This window comes from Phycicoccus sp. CSK15P-2, assembly GCF_016888005.1.
Lineage (GTDB): Bacteria > Actinomycetota > Actinomycetes > Actinomycetales > Dermatophilaceae > Phycicoccus.
On the sequence record NZ_JAFDVE010000002.1, the window covers coordinates 1 to 19,819 of the forward strand.

Annotated in this window: 17 protein-coding genes; 12 read left to right on the top strand and 5 right to left on the bottom strand. The window is 73.2% G+C overall.

The features are described from left to right. The first annotated feature begins 148 nt into the window (after positions 1-148). Together JQN72_RS00730 and JQN72_RS00735 are read left to right on the top strand one after the other, a co-directional pair. Positions 149-982, top strand: a complete 834-nt coding sequence (locus JQN72_RS00730) for a PfkB family carbohydrate kinase (RefSeq protein WP_204133242.1) — start codon at positions 149-151, stop codon at positions 980-982. A 56-nt stretch (positions 983-1,038) separates the two neighbouring features. Then, complete coding sequence (locus JQN72_RS00735) at positions 1,039-3,042, top strand: acyl-CoA dehydrogenase (protein WP_204133243.1); 2,004 nt, start codon at positions 1,039-1,041, stop codon at positions 3,040-3,042. 50 nt (positions 3,043-3,092) lie between these two features. On the opposite strand, the gene JQN72_RS00740 is transcribed toward JQN72_RS00735, so the two are convergent. After that, entirely contained in the window at positions 3,093-4,361 is a 1,269-nt protein-coding gene (locus tag JQN72_RS00740; RefSeq protein WP_204133244.1) for a class I SAM-dependent methyltransferase, read from the bottom strand. Between the two features lie 247 nt (positions 4,362-4,608). Between JQN72_RS00740 and groES the strand changes: the two genes are divergently transcribed. The 6 genes from groES (at position 4,609) to JQN72_RS00770 (ending at position 10,180) form a co-directional block, all read left to right on the top strand. Beyond that, a complete protein-coding gene (gene groES / locus JQN72_RS00745) occupies positions 4,609-4,902 on the top strand; it encodes a co-chaperone GroES (protein WP_204133245.1) in 294 nt (97 codons plus the stop codon). 126 nt (positions 4,903-5,028) lie between these two features. Continuing rightward, positions 5,029-6,645: a chaperonin GroEL gene (groL, locus tag JQN72_RS00750; RefSeq protein WP_204133246.1), complete on the top strand. Its 1,617-nt coding sequence runs from the start codon at positions 5,029-5,031 to the stop codon at positions 6,643-6,645. A 127-nt stretch (positions 6,646-6,772) separates the two neighbouring features. Further along, positions 6,773-7,465 (top strand): aspartate/glutamate racemase family protein, encoded by a 693-nt coding sequence (locus JQN72_RS00755; RefSeq protein ID WP_204133247.1) that lies wholly within the window; start codon positions 6,773-6,775, stop codon positions 7,463-7,465. Between the two features lie 65 nt (positions 7,466-7,530). Next, positions 7,531-8,064, top strand: a complete 534-nt coding sequence (locus JQN72_RS00760) for a PadR family transcriptional regulator (protein WP_204133248.1) — start codon at positions 7,531-7,533, stop codon at positions 8,062-8,064. Further along, positions 8,061-8,789: an ABC transporter ATP-binding protein gene (locus JQN72_RS00765; protein ID WP_204133249.1), complete on the top strand. Its 729-nt coding sequence runs from the start codon at positions 8,061-8,063 to the stop codon at positions 8,787-8,789. The genes JQN72_RS00760 and JQN72_RS00765 overlap by 4 nt, the downstream gene beginning before the upstream one ends. Continuing rightward, positions 8,786-10,180, top strand: coding sequence for a hypothetical protein (locus JQN72_RS00770; protein WP_204133250.1), 1,395 nt, complete (start codon positions 8,786-8,788; stop codon positions 10,178-10,180). Before JQN72_RS00765 ends, JQN72_RS00770 begins: the two co-directional genes overlap by 4 nt. 104 nt (positions 10,181-10,284) lie before the next feature. On the opposite strand, the gene JQN72_RS00775 is transcribed toward JQN72_RS00770, so the two are convergent. Beyond that, positions 10,285-10,509 (bottom strand): RNA-binding S4 domain-containing protein, encoded by a 225-nt coding sequence (locus tag JQN72_RS00775; protein WP_204133251.1) that lies wholly within the window; start codon positions 10,507-10,509, stop codon positions 10,285-10,287. 246 nt (positions 10,510-10,755) lie between these two features. Continuing rightward, positions 10,756-11,046 carry a WhiB family transcriptional regulator gene (locus JQN72_RS00780; RefSeq protein ID WP_204133252.1) on the bottom strand — a complete coding sequence of 97 codons (291 nt, stop codon included), beginning with the start codon at positions 11,044-11,046 and terminating at the stop codon, positions 10,756-10,758. Between the two features lie 252 nt (positions 11,047-11,298). Between JQN72_RS00780 and guaB the strand changes: the two genes are divergently transcribed. The 3 genes from guaB (at position 11,299) to JQN72_RS00795 (ending at position 15,958) form a co-directional block, all read left to right on the top strand. Then, positions 11,299-12,885: an IMP dehydrogenase gene (guaB, locus tag JQN72_RS00785; RefSeq protein WP_204133253.1), complete on the top strand. Its 1,587-nt coding sequence runs from the start codon at positions 11,299-11,301 to the stop codon at positions 12,883-12,885. Positions 12,886-12,946: 61 nt separating this feature from the next. Next, positions 12,947-13,894 carry a hypothetical protein gene (locus JQN72_RS00790; RefSeq protein ID WP_204133254.1) on the top strand — a complete coding sequence of 316 codons (948 nt, stop codon included), beginning with the start codon at positions 12,947-12,949 and terminating at the stop codon, positions 13,892-13,894. Positions 13,895-13,918: 24 nt separating this feature from the next. Then, positions 13,919-15,958 carry an ElyC/SanA/YdcF family protein gene (locus tag JQN72_RS00795; RefSeq protein WP_204133255.1) on the top strand — a complete coding sequence of 680 codons (2,040 nt, stop codon included), beginning with the start codon at positions 13,919-13,921 and terminating at the stop codon, positions 15,956-15,958. Positions 15,959-15,966: 8 nt separating this feature from the next. Here JQN72_RS00795 and JQN72_RS00800 read toward each other — a convergent pair whose 3' ends face one another. Next, entirely contained in the window at positions 15,967-17,004 is a 1,038-nt protein-coding gene (locus JQN72_RS00800) for a P1 family peptidase (protein ID WP_204133256.1), read from the bottom strand. 113 nt (positions 17,005-17,117) lie between these two features. Here JQN72_RS00800 and JQN72_RS00805 point away from each other — a divergent pair, with 113 nt between their 5' ends. After that, entirely contained in the window at positions 17,118-17,825 is a 708-nt protein-coding gene (locus JQN72_RS00805) for a maleylpyruvate isomerase family mycothiol-dependent enzyme (protein ID WP_204133257.1), read from the top strand. Between the two features lie 110 nt (positions 17,826-17,935). Here the strand turns inward: JQN72_RS00805 and JQN72_RS00810 are convergent, their stop codons facing one another. After that, entirely contained in the window at positions 17,936-19,594 is a 1,659-nt protein-coding gene (locus JQN72_RS00810; RefSeq protein ID WP_204133258.1) for a DHA2 family efflux MFS transporter permease subunit, read from the bottom strand. Between the last annotated feature and the right edge of the window lie 225 nt (positions 19,595-19,819).

Genomic DNA, 19,819 nt, shown 5'->3' on the forward strand with positions numbered 1-19,819 from the left:
CCCCGCCCACCGTCCCCCCCCGCGCCGGGCGCGGTCCCAGGGACCACGACCCGCACGGGCTGGCCCCGGCCGTCGTCGACGTCGCGCTCGACGTCGACGGCGAAGCCCTCGCCGAGCTCTGGCTGCGTACCGTGACGGGGGCCGTGGGATGACCGGCCGGGTCGTCGTCCTCGGGTCGCTCAACGTCGACCTCGTGACCCGGGTCCCGCGCCACCCGCGGCCGGGCGAGACGGTGCTCGGCGAGGGCCTGGACCGCCTCGCCGGGGGCAAGGGCGCGAACCAGGCCGTGGCCGCAGCGGCGGCCGGGGCCACGGTGGCGATGGTCGGGTGCGTCGGCGACGACGCCGGTGGGACGGCGTACCGCGAGCGCCTCGGGACCCTCGGCGTGGACGTCGGGGCCGTCCGGGTCGTCCCCGGGGTGCCCAGCGGCCACGCGATGATCCAGGTCTCGGACGACGGAGAGAACTCGATCGTCGTCGTCCCCGGGGCCAACGCGCAGCTCGACGAGCGCGAGGTCGCGGCGGTCGACGACCTCGGCGCCGGCGACGTTCTGCTCCTCCAGCTCGAGGTACCGCTGCGGGTCGTCTGCGTCGCCGCCCGGCGGGCCGCGACGCGTGGCGCCCGGGTGGTCCTCAACATCGCTCCGTACGCGGCCCTGCCGCCGGACGTCGTCGCTCTCGCCGACCCGGTCGTCGTCAACGAGCACGAGATGCAGGCGCTCGCGGAGTCCGGGGCCCGGCCCGGGTCCGTCCTCGTGACCTTCGGGGGCAACGGCGCGTCCTGGGACGGCGTCACCGCCCCGGCGGACGTCGTCGACCCGGCCGACGTCGTCGACACCACGGGAGCCGGTGACGCGTTCTGCGGGACCCTCGCGGCCGCCCTCGTCCGGGGCGAGGACCGCGAGGCCGCGCTCGCCGCCGCCCTGTCCGCAGGTGCAGAGGCGGTGCGCCGGGCCGGCGCACAGCCCCACCCCTACCTGTGAGTAACAAGCGTCACAGGAAGCTGCCCCGGGCCTGGTAGAGCGTGCGACAGTGGGGCATGGCCTCCCTCGATGCCGACCGCACGTCCGGGACCGGGACCCCCGTCACGACCACCCCCGGTGGGTCGCCGCCCCCGCTCACGGCGGACGCCGCCGCGCTGCGGGCGTTCCTGGACGGCCGGTACGCCGCCGTCCGCGACGACGTGCGGCAGCGGCTCGTCGAGCACGCCGGCATCCTCGACGAGGGCGCCGACCTCCCCCGCGAGGAGCTCCAGCGGCGGGTCCGCGACCTCGTCGTCGAGATCGGTTCCACCGGGCAGGCGGCGCAGGGCTTCCCTTCGACGTACGGCGGCGGGGGTGACATCGGCGCGTCCATCGCGTCCTTCGAGACACTGGCGTACGGGGACCTCTCGGTCCTCGTGAAGTCCGGCGTCCAGTTCGGCCTGTTCGGGGGCGCGGTGCTGCACCTGGGGACGGAGCGGCACCACGAGGCGTACCTCGCGGACATCGTCTCGGCGCGGACCCTCGGCTGCTTCGCGATGACCGAGACCGGCCACGGCAGCAACGTCCAGGCCCTCGGGACGATCGCGCGCCACGACCCCGACACCGACGAGCTCGTCGTCACCACCCCCGACGACGACGCCCGCAAGGACTACATCGGCAACGCCGCGCGCGACGGGGACCTCGCCGTCGTCTTCGCGCAGCTGGAGGTCGGCGGCGTGGGCCGGGGCGTGCACGCCGTCCTCGTCCCGCTCCGCCGGGACGGCGAGGTGCTCCCGGGCGTCCGGATCGAGGACTGTGGCGCCAAGCTCGGTCTCGAGGGCGTGGACAACGGGCGCATCTGGTTCGACGACGTCCGGGTGCCGCGCGACAACCTCCTCGACCGGTTCGCGACGATCGACGCCGACGGCACCTACCGCTCGAGCATCGACAACCCCGACCGCCGCTTCTTCACGATGCTCGGCACGCTCGTCCAGGGCAGGGTCAGCATCGCCGGTGCCGGGGTCGGCGCCTCCAAGGTCGCGCTCGACATCGCGGTCCGGTACGCGCTGCGGCGGCGCCAGTTCGAGGCGACGAGCGGTGACGAGGAGACCCTCCTCCTCGACTACGGGATGCACCAGCGCCGCCTGCTGCCGCTGCTGGCCCGCACCTACGCGCTCTCGGCGGCGCAGGAGGAGGTCGCCCGGCAGCTGCACGAGGTCTTCTCACAGGACACCCCCGAGGCCGACGACCGCGCCCGCCGTGCGCTGGAGTCCCGGGCGGCGGGGACCAAGGCGCTCACGACGTGGCACGCGACCGCCACGATCCAGGAGTGCCGGGAGGCGTGCGGCGGCGCCGGGTACCTGTCGGCCAACCGGTTCGCCGCTCTCAAGGCGGACACCGACGTCTTCACGACCTTCGAGGGCGACAACCACGTCCTGCTCCAGCTCGTCGCCAAGGGGCTGCTCACCGACTACTCCTCCGAGTTCGAGGACCTCGACCAGTTCGGGATGGTGCGCTTCGTCGCGGGGCTCGCCGTCGACACGGTCGTCGAGCGCACCAACGCCCACCAGCTGCTCGAGCGCATCCGGGACGTCCTGCCCGGCGGCCGGGAGCGCTGGGACCAGGAGGCCGGTCTGCTCGACCCCGACTACCAGCTCGCGATGTTCCGGTTCCGCGAGGAGCACCTCGTCGCCGGCGCGGCCCGACGGCTCAAGGCCGGGGTGGACGCCGGTACCCCGGCCGGCCAGGTGTTCAGCCGCGTCCAGGACCACGTCATCGCCGCAGCCCGGGCGCATGTCGAGCGGCTCGTCCTCGAGGCCTTCGTCTCGCGCGTGCGCGCCCTCCCGCCGGGGGAGACCCGCGAAGTCCTCACGGCGCTGTCCGACCTCCACGCCCTGACGACGATCGAGGCCGACCGCGGGTGGTTCCTGGAGCACGGTCGGCTCTCGGCGCCCCGGTCGAAGGCGATCACCCGGGAGGTCTCGGCCATCCTGCGTCGTCTGCGGCCCGTCGCCATCGAGCTCGTCGAGGCCTTCGGCATCCCGGCCGAGGTCCGCGGCGCGCGGGAGCTCGTCGGCTGAGCCCGTCGGGCCCCCGGGCGGTCCCGGCTCGTCGGGGCCCCGGTCGAGCGTCAGATGTCGTCCGGCAGGACGTGGCCGGGGGTCACGGGGTCGACGATGATGGCCGTCTGGTGGCCTGCGACCCGGGTCAGGATGACCGTCGCCTGCTCACCGGGCCCGGCGCCCCGGCCGATCTTCAGCTGGTGGCGCAGGGCGTCGTCGTCGAGGCGCATGCCGCGCTTCTTGATGGTCAGGCCGGTGACCCCGTGCTGGACGAGCCAGGACCTCAGGCGCTTGACCGAGAACGGCATCGACTCGCGGACGGCGTACCGCCGCGCGAAGGGGACGTCGGTCCCCGCCTCCGAGAGGACGTAGCCGAGGCCACGCTCGACCTCGACCCCGAGGGTCGCGGCGGTGACGGCGCCGAGCAGACCGGCCTGCGTGACGGCGCGGTCGGGCTCGTAGAGCCAGGACCCGATGGACCGTGGACCGGCGGCCATGGGCGGGTCCGACTCCGCCATGGTCTCGGTCACCTCGACCGGTGAGCGACCGGGCATGAGGATGCGCGCGCTGCGACCCGGGTCCTGGGCCAGCGGACCCCACCACACCGCGCACTCGAGGACCTCGCCCGCGTACGAGGTCCACTGCGCCTCCGTCCCGAGCGGGATGGCGTCGTGCGGCATGGACGGCGAGAGCTTCGCGCCCGTCGCGGGAACCGCGGTCGCCACCTGGACGACGAACTGCCAGGAGGGCCGGATCTCGTCGAGGCGGAACACACGCTTGATCCGGCCGTGCCGCCCGGTCTGCCCGGGTACCCGGCGGGCGGGGTCGAGCCAGACCCCGACGCGCGAGCGCAGCGGGTCCCGCGGCGGATCGAAGTCCTCGGCCATGCCCTCGCGTGCCCGGGAGTCCGGCCAGGGGCGCAGGTTGATGTCGGCGATCGCCGCGGTGACGGGGTCGATGTCGACGCCGTGGACCGTGACGCCGAGAGCGGACATGGCGACGGCGTCGCTGCCGATGCCGCAGCCGAGATCGTGCACCGTGGCCAGGCTCGCGTTGTAGAAGCGCCCCGCGTGGCCGGCGGCCACCTCGAGCCGGGACGCCTGCTCCAGCCCGTCCGGGGTGTACAGCAGGGCGTCGGCGAACTCGCCGAACTTCTGGACGGCCCGCTCCCGGAGGCGCTGCTGGGTGAGGAACGCCGCGACGAGGTCGGGGGAGTGCCCTTGCTTCCGAAGCCGTTCCGCCAGACCGATCGTGGACTGTTCGTCGTAGCGTGGCAGGGAGCGGAGGAGTGCCTGACCGTCGGGCGATCCGAGGGTACGCACGAGGCCGACATCCACGACGTGACATCCTGCCACCAGTGCTCGGCGAGCACGTAGTGGACAGGGCCGAGGAGAGCCGTCCGGCTGATGCTGGCACTCGAGTTGACCGAGTGCTAACCGCGGACCTAGATTTGGCTCATTGGCACTCTCCATCGGTGAGTGCCAGCGCCACCGGGTCGGGATCGACCCCCGCGACGGCGAGAGCGGCCCGGGCGCGCATCGTCCCGTCCACTTCGACTCATCCCACAGGGGAGGAGCAGCAACCGTGTCGGTTTCCATCAAGCCGCTCGAGGACCGCATCGTCATCCGCAGCCTCGAGGCCGAGCAGACGACCGCGTCCGGTCTCGTCATCCCGGACACCGCGAAGGAGAAGCCCCAGGAGGGCGAGGTCCTCGCGGTCGGCCCGGGCCGCATCGACGACAAGGGCAACCGCGTCCCGATGGACGTCCAGGTCGGCGACCGGGTCATCTTCAGCAAGTACGGCGGCACCGAGGTCAAGCACGGGGGTGAGGACTACCTGATCCTCTCCGCCCGCGACGTGCTCGCCGTCGTCGGCTGACCATCCCGCTGACGCCGTGACGCGTCCCGGCGGCCCTCGGGCCGCCGGGACGCGTCCGGCATCCCGACCCGTAGCCGGGCCCGGCGCCACCGCGCCGCCCGCCACCCACCAGCACGAAGGACATCCATGGCCAAGGAACTGGAGTTCAACGACTCCGCCCGCAAGGCGCTCGAGCGGGGCGTCGACGCCCTCGCCAACGCCGTCAAGGTGACGCTCGGCCCCAAGGGCCGCAACGTCGTCATCGACAAGAAGTGGGGCGCCCCGACCATCACCAACGACGGCGTGACCATCGCCCGAGAGGTCGAGCTCGAGGACGCCTACGAGAACCTCGGCGCGCAGCTCGCCAAGGAGGTCGCCACCAAGACCAACGACGTCGCCGGTGACGGCACCACGACCGCCACGGTCCTCGCCCAGGCGATGGTCAAGGAGGGCCTGCGCAACGTCGCCGCCGGCGCCGCCCCGTCCGGTCTCAAGCGCGGCATGGACGCCGCCGTCGAGGCCGTCTCGGCCCGCCTGCTCGACACCGCCCGCGAGATCGAGTCCAAGGACGAGATCGCCCAGGTCGCGGCCCTGTCCGCGCAGGACGGCGAGATCGGTGGCACCATCGCCGACGCGTTCGACAAGGTCGGCAAGGACGGCGTCATCACCGTCGAGGAGTCCTCGACCGCGTCGACCGAGCTCGAGTTCACCGAGGGCATGCAGTTCGACAAGGGCTACATCTCCCCGTACTTCGTCACCGACCCGGAGCGGATGGAGGCGGTCGTCGAGGACGCCTACGTCCTCATCCACCAGGGCAAGATCTCGGCGATCGCCGACGTGCTGCCCGTGCTCGAGAAGGTCGTCCAGGCCGGCAAGCCGCTCCTCGTCATCGCCGAGGACGTCGACGGCGAGGCGCTGTCGACGCTCGTCGTCAACAAGATGCGTGGCACGTTCAACGTCGTCGGCGTCAAGGCGCCGGGCTTCGGCGACCGGCGCAAGGCGATGCTCCAGGACATGGCGGTCCTCACCGGCGGCCAGGTCGTCGCCGAGGAGGTCGGCCTCAAGCTCGACCAGATCGGTCTCGAGACCCTCGGCCAGGCGCGCCGCGTCGTCGTGACGAAGGACAACACGACGATCATCGACGGCTCCGGCGACGCCGCCGACGTCGAGGGTCGCGTCGCCCAGATCAAGCAGGAGATCGAGCGCACGGACTCCGACTGGGACCGCGAGAAGCTCCAGGAGCGCCTCGCCAAGCTCGCCGGTGGCGTCTGCGTCATCAAGGTCGGCGCGCACACCGAGGTCGAGCTCAAGGAGAAGAAGCACCGCATCGAGGACGCCATCTCGGCGACCCGCGCGGCCATCGAGGAGGGCATCGTCTCCGGTGGCGGCTCGGCGCTCATCCAGGCCGTGGCCGCGGTCGACGACCTCGGCCTCGAGGGTGACGAGGCGGTCGGCGCGAACATCGTCAAGAAGGCCGCCGCCGAGCCGCTGCGCTGGATCGCCGAGAACGCCGGGCTCCAGGGCTACGTCGCGGTCGCGAAGGTCTCCGAGCTCGACGCGGGCCAGGGCCTGAACGCCGCCACCGGTGAGTACGAGGACCTCGTCAAGGCCGGCGTCATCGACCCGGTCAAGGTGACCCGGTCGGCGCTGCGCAACGCGGCCTCCATCGCCTCGATGGTCCTGACGACCGACACGCTCGTCGTCGAGAAGAAGGAAGAGGAGGACGAGCCCGCCGGTGGCCACGGTCACGGGCACGGCCACTGACGCCTCCCTCGTCGCCGGGTGACCGGCACGCCACGACCGGACGCCGTCCGCCCCGCGGGGTGGGCGGCGTCCGCGCGTGCGTCCGCCGCGGCGAGCGGGGCCGCGCGGTCGCTCGTAGAGTCCTGGCATGCGGCTTCTGGGCGTCCTCGGCGGGATGAGCTGGACGAGCACCGGGCTCTACTACCGCGGCCTGAACGCCGGGGTCGCGGACCGGCTCGGTGGTCTGCACTCGGCCCGTCTGCTGCTGCACAGCGTCGACTTCGCGCCGGTCGCCCAGGCCCAGCACGACGGCGACTGGGACCTCACCGCGCAGGTCCTCGGCGCGGCCGCGGGGACCCTGGAGCTCGGCGGTGCCGAGGCGATCCTGCTCGCGACGAACACGATGCACCGCGTCGCCGGCGAGATCGAGGACGCCGCGGGGCTGCCGCTGCTCCACATCGCCGACCCCACCGCGGCGGCGCTCCTGGCCGACGGCCGACGTCGGGTCGGCCTGCTCGCGACGCGCTTCACGATGGAGGAGCGGTTCTACGTCGGACGGCTCCACGAGCAGGGCCTCGACGTCGTCGTCCCGGGGGAGCGGGACCGCGCGACCGTGCACGGGATCATCTACGACGAGCTCGTGCGGGACGTCGTGCGCCCCGAGAGCCGCGACGCGTACCTGGCCGTCGTCGACCGACTCGTCGCCGCGGGCGTCGAAGCGGTGGTCCTGGGCTGCACCGAGATCACCCTCCTGCTGCAGGACGGCGACGCCGACGTCCCGCTCTACGACACGACCGCCCTGCACGTCGCCGCCGGCGTCGACTGGCTCTGCGCCGACTGACCACGCGCCCCTCTTTCCCTCGGGACCTGTTGACTCAACTAGTCACATCGTGAATAGTTGTGATGGTGACGACGGGACACGTCCTGCTGGGGCTGCTGACGAGGGGGCAGCAGCACGGCTACGACCTCAAGAAGGCGCACGACGCCACCTTTCCCGCCGTGCGACCGATCGCTCCGGGGCAGGTGTACGCCGCCCTCGAGCGGGCCGCCTCGCGCGGCTGGGTCCGCGAGGTCGCCGTCGAGCGCGAGGGCGGGCCGGACCGTACCGTGTACGCCCTGACCGACGAGGGTCGCGCCGAGCTCGACCGCTGGGCCGTCACGACCGAGCCGGCGGAGCGCCTCGTCGCCCACCCGTTGGCAACCCGGGCCACGGTCGCCATGCTGGCCGTCGGTGCCGACGCCGCACGCGACCTGCTGGACCGGCAGCGGGCCGTCGTCGCCGACCGGATGCGTGAGCTCACCGCCCACAAGCTGACCGGTGGGCTGACGCTCGCCGAGGTGCTCGCCACGGACCACGCCATCGCCCACCTCGACGCGGACGTGCGGTGGCTCGAGGCCGCCGCCCTGCGCGTCGCCGATCTCGCCGAGGAGCTCGCATGACCGGTCGACCCGTCGCGCTGACCCGACCCGAGGGCCACCCGCCCTCCGCCCCGCCCGTCGTGGCGGCCACAGGGCTCGTCGTCCAGCAGGGCAGCACCCGGGCCCTGGACGGCGTCGACGTCGAGGTCGCCGCGGGGGAGCGGGTCGCGGTCACCGGAGCCTCCGGCGCGGGCAAGTCGACCCTGCTCCTCGCGCTCGCCGGGGTGCTCGTACCCCGGAGCGGGTCGGTGTCGTTCGACGGTGCACCGTTGTCGACGTGCTCCGAGGCCCAACGGGCCAGGCTGCGCCGCAGCCGCATTGGCATCGTCTTCCAGTACGGCCAGCTCGTGCCCGACCTCACCGCGCTCGAGAACGTGGCGCTGCCGCTCATGCTCAACGGGTCGCGTCGCCGTGACGCGCTCGACGCAGCCGGGGCACTGCTCGACGAGCTGCGGGTCGGCGACGTCGCGGACCGTCGCGCCGGGGAGATGTCCGGCGGCCAGGCCCAGCGGGCCGCCATCGCGCGGGCCCTCGTCACCGGTCCCGACCTGCTGTTGGCCGACGAGCCCACGGGCTCGCTCGACAGCGTCGCGGGGGAGCGGGTCATGGCGAGTCTGCTCGGCGCGGTCCGCGAGCGGGGCGCGGCGCTCGTCGTCGTGACCCACGACGCCACGGTCGCCGCCTACTGCGACCGAGAGATCCGGCTGCGCGACGGCCGGGTCGTCGGTGAGGCGTCACCGCGGTGACCTGGCCGACGGCGCTCTGGCTCGCTCTCAGGGGAGGTCGGTCCGACCGTCTGCGGGTTCTGCTCACCGTGGCGGCGACATCCCTGGCATCCCTCCTCGTCCTGCTCGCGGTCGCCGTCACCACGCCGGGGGACCCGGAACGGATGTCTCCGTACGCGAACGACGGCCTGTGGTCCAACCGAGACCTCACTCCGGGAGCGGTTCTCGGGATCGGTCTCGTGGCACTTCCGTTCCTCGCGTTCGCCGCCCAGTGCTCGCGGGTCGGCGGCCCGGCCCGCGACCGTCGGTTCCTCGACCTGGAGCGGCTCGGGACGTCGCGGCGTGAGCTACGACGTCTGGCGGCCCTGGAGTCGGGAGTCGCGTCCGTGGTCGGAACGCTCGTCGGGATCCCGCTCTACGCCCTCTTGGCGTTCGTCATCGCTCGGGTGGGCGCTCCTGTCGCCCAGTACCCGCCGGAAGGGACTCCGGTTCGCGTGTGGTCGCCGGACGCTCTGCTGCTGCCGACCGACCGGTTCCCGACGTGGTGGGTCGCTCTCCCGGCCATGCTTCTGCTGCCGGTACTGGTGAGCGCCATGGCCACCACCGGGCTGGCCCGCACCACGGAGCGCACCGCGTCCGAGTCCCCGAGGAGATACTGGTCGGCGGCCCTCGTCGTCGGAGGTGTCGTGTTCGCGGCCCTGGCAATCGTCGTGGCGGACCGGCTCCACATCGCTGCCTCGTGGCTCTTCACGCTGCTGGCGCTCGTGGCGCTGGCTGCCTTCGCCCTGGGAGCCGCCGGGCTGACGGGAGACCTCGGGGTCCTGCTCGGCCGCGCCCTGGCGCGGACCGCAGGTCGGGTGGACCTGCTTCTGGCGGGCAGCCGGTTGCAGGCTCACCGACGCACGGGCGCGTCCCGGCTGACGCTGCTGCTGGGATGTCTCATGGGCGGGGCGGCACTGGTGACTCGCGACCAGGCGTCGGAGCAGAGTGCCCGACAGGGAGACATCGCAGGCTTCTTCGAGCAGACCTACATGCTCGTGCTCGTCGGTCTCGGTGTCGCGACGGTGATGAGCGCGCTCGGGGTGCTCGTCGGCGAGGTCGAGAGCATCGTCGAGCGGCGCCGCAGCCTCGCGTCGGCTGTTGCCTCCGGCGTGCCACGATCCTCGATCCGCCGTGCGGTGGTCGTCGAGTGTCTCCTTCCCGTCGTCCCGGCTGTCGTCGTCACGACGAGCGTGGGGGCGGTCGCCGCAGCCGGCCTCGTCGCCGCCGTGGACCGGTCTGCGGTGCTGCCGTGGGGACCCCTCTTGATCTTCGTCGCAGGCGTGAGCATGGCGGTCCTCGTCGCGGCGCTGGTCGCCACCCTCGCGCTGCCCGCCAGCACCGACATCTCGGAAGTCCGAGTGCCGGCCTGAGTTGGGGTGTCGGCCGGCGACGAGGCGGACGGTCCGCCTCGGCGCTCGGGGTGTAGAGCGACCTGCTGCGGGTCCTTCGTCACCTCGACCTGTCGGACGCCCTCTCAGCCCGACGTGACGCGGACGGTCGGAGCGCCCTCGAGCTCGACGACGTCGCCCACGTGCACCTGACGGCCGCGGCGGGTCTCGACCTCGCCGTTCACGGTGACGAGCCCGCGCTCGACCACCTCACGGGCGGTCGCGCCGTCGTCCACGACGCCGCTGAGCTTGAGCAGCTGGCCGAGGCGGATCGTGTCGTCCCGGATCGGGACCTCGAGGGGGTCGTCCACGGCACCAGGCTACGTGCGCCCGCCGGGCCCGGACAGGGCCGCAGGGTGGGTCGTGGGCTCTCGCCCCCACGACCCACCCTGCGGCGGGGCAGGCCCCGGATCGGCGCTCGGTGGGATTCTCGCCCCCAACCGCGCCGCCGTCGTGGGCTCTCGCCCCCACGACGTCACCGGTGGCCCTGCTCTGTCGGCCCGTACGGGCCGTTGTCGACGTCCTCGTGGATGGACGCCGGGTCCGAAAAGCGTCCGTCAGGACGCGATGTGTCGTTCTCGGGAGTAGTGGGACTCTCGTTCGTCCTCGGTCAGCCCACCCCACACGCCGTACGGCTCGCGTACGGCCAGGGCGTGCTCGCGGCACTGCTCGATGACCGGGCAGCCGAGGCACACCTCCTTGGCGGCGGTCGCGCGGCGGTGACGTTTGCTGCCGCGTTCCCCCTCCGGATGGAAGAAGACCTCGGGACCCACGCGACGACAGGCTCCTTGGAGCTGCCAGTCCCACAGGTCGGCCACGGGCCCAGGAAGCCGGGTGATCTCGGCCATAAGCACCTCCACAGCAGCGAACGAGCCGCTTTCCCCGAGCGGCGACTGAAAATCACCGTAAATGTGCTTCGTTCGGGGCTGGGCATAGCCCGGGTAAGGCTTTGGTCAATTCAGGACGAATGTCTCGGGATGCGGTTGGAAAGCGGCCTCCAGGTGTCCATTCGGGGACCGGGGAGTGGCCAGGACGGACGCTCTGCGGCCAGGCGGTGTGCCCGAGCACCGTCATCCGGGCAGGGGTCGTAGACTCGCGCAATGAGCCTCGGACTCGACGAGACCCCCGACCTCGCCCCGACCCCCGCGAACGCACCCGGCGTCTCGCCGCGCAGCGCCGAGCCTCAGCCGGACGGCCCGTTCGCCGAGCTCGGTCTCACCTACGACGACGTCCTGCTCCAGCCCGGCGAGACCGACGTCATCCCCAGCGAGGTCGACACCACGTCCCACCTGACCCGAGGCATCTCGGTGCGCGTGCCGCTCGTGTCCGCGGCGATGGACACCGTCACCGAGGCCCGGATGGCGATCGCCATGGCCCGGCACGGCGGGCTCGGCATCCTGCACCGCAACCTCTCGATCGAGGACCAGGCCTACCAGGTCGACCTCGTCAAGCGGACCCAGACCGGGATGATCTCCAACCCCGTGACGATCGGCCCGGACGCCACCCTCGAGGAGCTCGACGAGCGGTGCGGGCAGTACCGGGTCTCGGGTCTCCCGGTCGTGGCGCCGGACGAGCGCCTGCTCGGCATCGTCACCAACCGCGACCTCCGGTTCACCCCGGTCGCGGAGTGGGGCGGCACGCGGGTCCGCGACGTCATGACCCCGATGCCCCTCATCACCGGGCACGTCGGCATCTCGCACGAGGAGGCCACCCGCCTGCTGCGCCAGCACAAGCGCGAGCGGCTGCCCATCATCGACGACCAGGAGCGCCTGCGCGGGCTCATCACCGTCAAGGACTTCGTGAAGTCCGAGCAGTTCCCCAACGCGAGCAAGGACGCCGACGGCCGGCTGCTCGTCGGTGCCGCCGTGGGCTACTTCGGTGACGCCTGGGAGCGGGCGACGACCCTCGTCGAGGCCGGCGTCGACGTCCTCGTCCCCGACGTCGCCAACGGGCACGCCCGACTCATGCTCGAGATGATCGACCGTCTCAAGCGCGACCCCGCCACGCGCCACGTGCAGGTCCTCGGGGGCAACGTCGCGACCCGGTCCGGGGCACAGGCACTCGTCGACGCCGGCGCCGACGGCGTCAAGGTCGGCGTCGGGCCGGGCTCCATCTGCACCACGCGGGTCGTCGCCGGGGTCGGCGTCCCCCAGGTGACCGCCGTGCACCAGGCCTCGCTCGCCTGCCGTCCGGCCGGGGTGCCGGTCGTGGCCGACGGCGGCCTCCAGTACTCCGGCGACATCGCCAAGGCGCTCGTGGCCGGGGCCGACACGGTGATGATCGGCTCGCTGTTCGCCGGCTGCGAGGAGAGCCCCGGCGAGCTCATCTTCGTCAACGGCAAGCAGTTCAAGGCCTACCGGGGGATGGGCTCGCTCGGGGCGATGGCCTCCCGCGGCAAGAAGTCCTTCTCCAAGGACCGGTACTTCCAGGCCGACGTCTCGTCCGACGACAAGATCGTCCCCGAGGGCATCGAGGGGCAGGTGGCCTACCGCGGCCCGCTCGGCGCGGTCGTGCACCAGCTCATCGGCGGGCTGCACCAGTCGATGTTCTACGTCGGCGCGCGGACCGTCCCCGAGCTCAAGACCAAGGGCCGCTTCATCCGGATCACGACCGCCGGTCTGCGCGAGTCGCATCCGCACGACATCACCGGCATCGTCGAGGCTCCGAACTACTCCACCGGCGGTTGACCGGCGGAGTCGTCCTCGCGGCCGGCTCGTGCTGAGGCGCTCGGGAACGTATGGTCTCCGCGTGACGCGATTCCGGACCCTCGCCGCCGTGTCCACCCTCGGGGTGCTCGCGGGGTGCGGTACGGCTACGTCGACGACCGGGCCGTCGCCGGACGCGGAGTCCACCGTCCGCGCCACGGTGCCCCTGCAGGCGCCCTCGCGCACCGCGGAGCCGGCCCCGAAGGCGCAGGACCTCGTGGTGGCCGTACCCAGGCCGGCCGAGACGGCCGCTCCGGCGCCGCAGTCGGGCGGCGGCGGCACCGTCACCCGCTCCGACGAGGTCACCGGGTCCAACGCTCTGACCAGCCTGCGCGGCGACACCCGCAACGCGATCGTGTACGCCCCGCTGTCCAACCCGTCCGCCGTGACCACCGAGGGGTCGGTCTCGACCTGGCGGGCGTGGTCCACCTCCAAGGTGCTCGTCATCGCCGCCTACCTCGACACCGTCGTCGACGGCGACCCGTCGAAGATCCCGTCCACGGAGCGCGGCTGGATCTCGGCCGCGCTGACCCGCAGTGACGGCAACGCCGTCGTCAACATCCGCTCGAAGATCCCCGGCAGCCCGGGCGCCGCGATCAACCGGGTGCTGCGGGACATCGGCGACTCGACCACCTCGGCCCCCGACCGGTCCCAGGGCACGATGTGGTGGAGCCCGCGCGAGCAGGTGCGGTTCATGGCCGCGCTCGCGGGCGGCCGCGTCGTCAGCAAGGCGGCCAGCAGCTACCTGCTCGGGCAGATGAACCCCATCCCGCAGCACGAGTGGGGCCTCGGCACCATCGGTGCTCGCACCTTCAAGGGCGGCTGGCTCACCTCGTCGTCCGAGACCCGTCAGATGGGCATCGTCGGCGGCTACGCCGTCGCGATCATCACCGTCGGCGTCGGGCCGGCCGTCGTGCAGACCGACGGCGACGCCGCGCACGTGCAACAGATGAACCGCCTCGCCGACCTCCTCGCTCGCAGACTGGGCTGACGGCCTCCGGGAGCGTGCCTCGCCGTGGACGGGTTCGGGGTCGCGGGCCTCATGGCAGTGCTCGTCGGAGCGCTCGCCCTCCCCCTGCTCTTCACCCCGTACCTGGTCTGGAGCTACCGGCGCGGCGTGACCGGCGCGGGCCACGCGGCCCTCGCGGCCGCCGCGGTCGTCTACTCGATGACGCTCTGGACGTACACGATCCTGCCCCTGCCTGAGACCGGGGAGCTCATCTGTGACGGGACGCTCCGGGCGGTGTTCGTGCCGTTCCACACCGCCGGTGAGATCCGCTGGGGCGCCGGCCCGGGCGGGCTCCTCCATGACCGCGCGCTGTGGCAGGTGCTGCTCAACGTGGCCCTGTTCGTGCCGTTCGGGGTGTTCGTGCGGCACCTGCTCGGCTGGTCGCCGTGGCGGACGGTGGTCGCGGGCCTCGTCACCTCGTCCCTCGTCGAGCTGACCCAGGTCACCGGGAACTGGTTCATCTACCCGTGCGCCTACCGCCTCTTCGACACCGACGACCTGCTGGCGAACACTGCGGGCGCCGCGCTCGGCGTCCTCGCCGCGCCGTTGGCCCGGTACGTCCCCGGCCAGGTGGTCCGGTCGCCGGACGAGCCGACGCCGGTGCGCGCCCCCCGGAGGCTCCTCTCCTCGGCCGTCGACCTCCTGTCGGTGGTCCTCACGAGCACGGCGATCCTCCTGGCCGAGCGTGCGGCCCTCCTCGCGACCGGACGTGACCCCGAGCTCGCCGACCCGTGGGTCCAGGCGGCCGTCCCGCTCGTCGTCGGGGTGGGCTTCCTCGCCGTCGTCCCCCGGGTGTGGGGGACGACGATCGGTCTGCGCACGGTGTTCCTCCGGGCGACCCTGCCGGGTGGTGGTCGGCCGGGGCCCGGCCGATGGGCGCGCCGGGCCGCCTCCGGCGTCGGTGCCTACGTCGTCCTAGACGCCCTGGCGACCGCCTCCGGGCTCACCGTCCTCGAGACCCTCGGCCGGGCGTGGGTCGTCGCCTCGGCGCTCGTCGTGCTGCTGCGTGACGTCCGCGGGATCTCGGGTTACGCGTCCGGGCTCGTCGTCGTCGACTCGCGGGCCGTGCCCGGTCGCGCGGCCGCCGACGTCGGGGTCGACCCGCGACGGATGGGCTCGGCCGTGCTCGCGCTCGGTGGGACGGTCTACCTCGCGGGAGCGGTGCTCGTCGCGGTCTCCTCCGTGGCGCCGGGTGTCGGGCTCGGCGTGGCCCTCCTCGCCGTCGCGGCGATGGTGGCCGCCAGCCTCGTCCTCGTCGGGTACCTGCTCGTCACCGGGGTGGTCGTCGTCCGGCGGGAAGGACGGAGCCTCGGCAACCTGCTCGCCCTGCTGGCCGTGCTCGGGGTCACGGTGCTCGTCGCGCTCCTCGTCGTCGCGGTCGTCACCCGGTGGCCGTGGGTCGCTGCGCTCGCGGTGGGCGGGCTGTCGGTCACCGGGTACCTCGGCTTCCTCTTCGCCGCCTTCCTCGCGTACGGACAGCTCTACGCCCGCCGTCCGGTGCCCCCGGACGTGGACGCCGTCGTCGTGCTCGGGTCACACGTCTTCGGCGACCGGGTCCCGCCGCTGCTGGCGGCGCGCATCGACCGCGGGCTCGAGGCCGTCGCGTCCGTCGAGGCCGCGGGTGGGCGCCCGGTGCTCGTGATGTCGGGCGGCCAGGGGCCGGGGGAGGACGTGCCGGAGGCGGAGGCGATGGCCCGGTACGCCGTCGCGGCCGGCGCCGACCCGACGCGGGTCCTCCGCGAGACCTCGTCCACCACGACCGAGGAGAACCTCCTGCTGACGAAGGCGCTCGTCGAGGAGGCCGGGGCGGGGCCGTCCTGGTGTGTCGCGACCAACGACTTCCACGCGTTCCGGGCGGCGATCATCGCCCGCGAGCTCGGCATCGAGGCGCAGGTGGTGGGGGCCCGGACCGCTCGCTACTTCTTCCCGAGTGCGGTGTTGCGCGAGTTCGTCGGCGTGCTCGCCCGGTCTCCGGTGGGGCACGGACTGACCTGCGTCGTGCTCGCCGTGAGCTCGGGTGCGATCGCCTGGCTGGCCGTGGCCTGACGGGGCCGTCAGCGCACGGCGGTGACGGCCTCCCGCCAGGACGCGGCCACGAGCCCGCCGTCCGCCGAGCGGTCGACCGACGTCGCGGCGAGGAGGGCACGCACGATCGCCCGGGTCACCGAGCGGGCCGCGGCGTCGTGCAGCGCGACGAGGTCGAGCGCCTCGGGTGTGGGGCGCGCTCCGGTGGAGAGTGCGTAGACCGTGTCGCCGTCGAAGGCCGTGTGCACCGGGGAGAGGGCGCGGGCCATGCCGTCGTGGGACACGGTGGCGAGCCGACGGCAGGCGGCCTTGCCCAGCGAGGCGTCGGTGGCCACGACCGCGAGGGTCGTCGCCGTCCCGGCACGCAGGGCCTCGAGCTCCGCCTGGCGCGCCACCCAGTGCGCGGCGACGGCGTCGGGGTGCGGCTCGGGAAGGGGCGCATGGTCCTCGAGGAGCGTCCACGACGCCCCGAGCAGGTGCCCGTCCGCCGTCAAGGGCGAGCCGACCGCGTTGACGACCACGAGTGCCGCGACGACCGCACCGGAGTCCAGGACGGTCGAGGCCGACCCCACACCGCCACGCAGACCTCCGGCGCGTGCGCCGGTCCCGGCCCCGACCGAGCCCTGGAGGACGGGGCCGTCGGTGGCGGCGTGGTAGGCGCCGGCGCCGTCGGACGGCCCGGGGTGGTGACGCCAGTGCCCGCCGCGCCCGAGGTCGAAGACGATGGCGGCCGGGACGATGGGCACCCGCTCGTCGGCGCCGGCGCCGACCGGCCAGCCGCGTCCGTCCTCCCAGACGGCATCGGCGACCCCGTCGGCCGAGCCGAGCCCGAAGGCGCTTCCGCCCGAGAGGACGACGGCGTCGACCGCGTCGACGGTGTTGGCCGGGTCGAGCAGGTCGCTCTCCCGGGTGCCGGGACCGCCGCCGCGGACGTCGACGCCGGCCACGGTGCCGGTCGGGGGGACGACGACGGTCGTGCCGGTGAGCCACCCCGGCTCGTCGCGGGTGGTGTGCCCCACCCGGATCCCGTCGACGTCGGTGATCGCGTTGTGTGCTCCGGGCCGCATCCCGCCATCGTCGCGCATCGCGAGCGGTCGACACCGGTGTGAGTGGGCCCGGACCCTCGGGCGTCGGGCCCGCGCCTCGACTCACGCCGGGTGCTGCTGCTTCGATGGGGCGCATGTCACGACCCGAGCCACGGACCTACCTCACCTCGGTCCGGTCCGACGTCGCACGAGTGGCGGGCCTCGTCGAGGGCCTCGCCGAGGGTGACGACCCGGCCGTCCCGGCGTGCCCGGGCTGGGGCCTTCGCAGCCTCGTCGCCCATCTCGGGGGTGTGCACCGAATGGTGACCGCCGCGACGACCGGGGTGTCGTCACGGTCCGTCGACCACCTGCCCGCGGACGGAACCCACCTCGGGCCGTGGCTGCGCGAGGGTGCCGAAGCGATGCTCGCCACCCTCGACGTCGACCCCGCGACGAGCGCGTGGAGCTTCGACCCGGACGGCCGGACCGTGGGCTTCTGGCAGCGCCGCCAGGCGGTGGAGACGCTCGTGCACCGGGTCGACGCCGAACAGGCGACGTCCTCGCCGACACCTGTCGCCCCGGAGGTCGCGGCCGACGGCGTCGCCGAGGTGCTCGACACGTTGGTGCGGCTGCGGACCGCCGCCGGCGTGGTCGAGGCCCCCAGCCGGGCGGTCGAGATCGTGGCGACCGACACGGGTGACCGCTGGTGCCACGGGCCCGGGGAGCCCCAGGCGAGAGTCTCCGGCCGGGCCGGGGACCTGCTGCTCGCCCTGTGGAAGCGGCCGCTGCCGGAGGGCGCACTGGAGCTGGACGGGGACTCCGCGCTGGCGCGCGCGATGCTCGCGTCGTCACTGACCCCGTGACCCGATGACGCCGTGACCCGATGACGCCGTGACCCGATGACGCCGTGACCCGATGGAGCCCTGACGAGGGTGCCGGCGCGGGCCCCCACCGCTGGGCCGCGCCGGCACCCTCAGTGCAGCAGCGCCGCAGGGGCGATGTCGTCGGCGTCGGTGTCGTCGAGGAGGTGTGACGTCTCGCGCCGTCGCGGCAGGAACGCCGCCGAGACGAGCGTCAGGCTGACCAGGCCGGCCGCGAACCAGAAGGTGTGCGCGTACGCGTCCGCCGCGAGCTCGGCGACCCGGGTGCCGAGGGTCGCGACCGCCGCCTGTGGGTCACCACCCTGCCGGGACAGGAACTCCCCGACGAGCGGGAGCCGGCCGAGGACGCCCTGGGCGGCGTCGGGGCCCTGGGTCTGCAGCGTCTCGAGGTACTGCCCGCCCTGGGCCACGAGCGGCCGGTCCTTGAAGGCGCCCGTGAGGATGACCGAGAACGTCGCGACGCCCACCGAGCTCGCGACCTGCTGGGTGATGTTGAGCAGCGTCGTGCCACGGGCGACCTCGTGGTGGGTGAGCGTCTTGAGCGCCGAGGTCATGATCGGCATCATCGTCGCGCCCATCCCGAGGCCCATGACGAACAGCACCGGGATGACGAAGCCCCAGTGCGAGGAGTCGGCCTCGACCTGGGTCAGCGAGAACATGCCACCGGTGATGAGGAGCAGGCCGAAGGGCACGATCCGCCCGACCGGGAAGCGGTCGACGAGAGCACCGGCGACCGGCATCGTCAGCATGGCGCCGAGGCCCTGCGGGGCGAGGAGCCAGCCGGCCGCGAGCGGGGTCTCGCCCTGCACCTGCTGGAGGAACTGCGGGACGAGCAGCAGCCCGCCGAAGAACGAGGCCGCGAACACGAACATCGTGATGACCGCGACGGTGAGGTTGCGGTTGCGGAACAGCCGGAAGTCCAGCAGCGGATGCGCGGGCCGGAAGCTGTAGACGGCGAACGTCACGATGAGCGCCAGCCCGACGATGCCGGGCAGCAGCACCTTGGTGTGTGCGACGCCGCCCTGCTCCGGGATCGAGGACACGCCGAAGAGGAACAGCGCGAGCCCCGGGCTCATCATGAGCACGCCCTTCCAGTCCAGGGTCTCGGAGGGGGCCGGACGGTCCGACGGGAGGGCGAAGAAGGCGTAGACGAGGGCGAGGACGCCGATCGGCAGGTTGATGAGGAAGATCCAGTGCCAGCTGAAGTGGTCGATGAGCCAGCCGCCGATGATCGGGCCGAAGATCGGGCCGAGGAGCATCGGGATGCCGAGCACCGCCATGAGCCGGCCCATCCGCTTCGGGCCCGCGGCACGGGTCATGATCGTCATGCCGAGGGGCATGAGCATGCCGCCGCCGAGGCCCTGCAGGACGCGGAAGGCGATGAGCATCTCGATGGTGCTCGCCGCGGCGCAGAGCACCGAGCCGGCGGTGAAGAGCGTGACGGCCATCATGTACAGCCGCTTGGTGCCGAACCGGTCGGCGGCCCATCCGGTGAGCGGGATGACCGTGGCCAGCGCCAGCGTGTAGCCGGTGACCGTCCACGCGACGGCGGAGTAGTCGAGCGGGACGCCGTCGGTCGCGAAGTCGACCTGGAGGGTACGGAGGGCGACGTTGACGACGGTGATGTCGAGGATGGACATGATCGCCCCGAGGACGACCACCCCCGCCACCTTGAGGACGGCGGCGTCGATGGTGTCGGGGTACTCCGGCGGCCCGGAGGGGGCTGCGGGCGCAGGTGCTGCTGCTGACACGTGGTCTCCATGTCGGTGGTCGGTGACGAGGGGGACCCGCGGGCGGTTCGCGCCGGCACGGACACCCTCGAGGGGTGGACGGCGTCGGTGCCGGGATCGAGTGTGCCGGAGCGGTCCGACAGACCGAGGAACGTCGCGGGGGTGCGGTCTCTTCCCGGGCTCGCCGACGAGCCCGGGCGGGGCGGGGGCCGGGGCGCGGGGACGGGCGCGGGCCGTCTGTAGGCT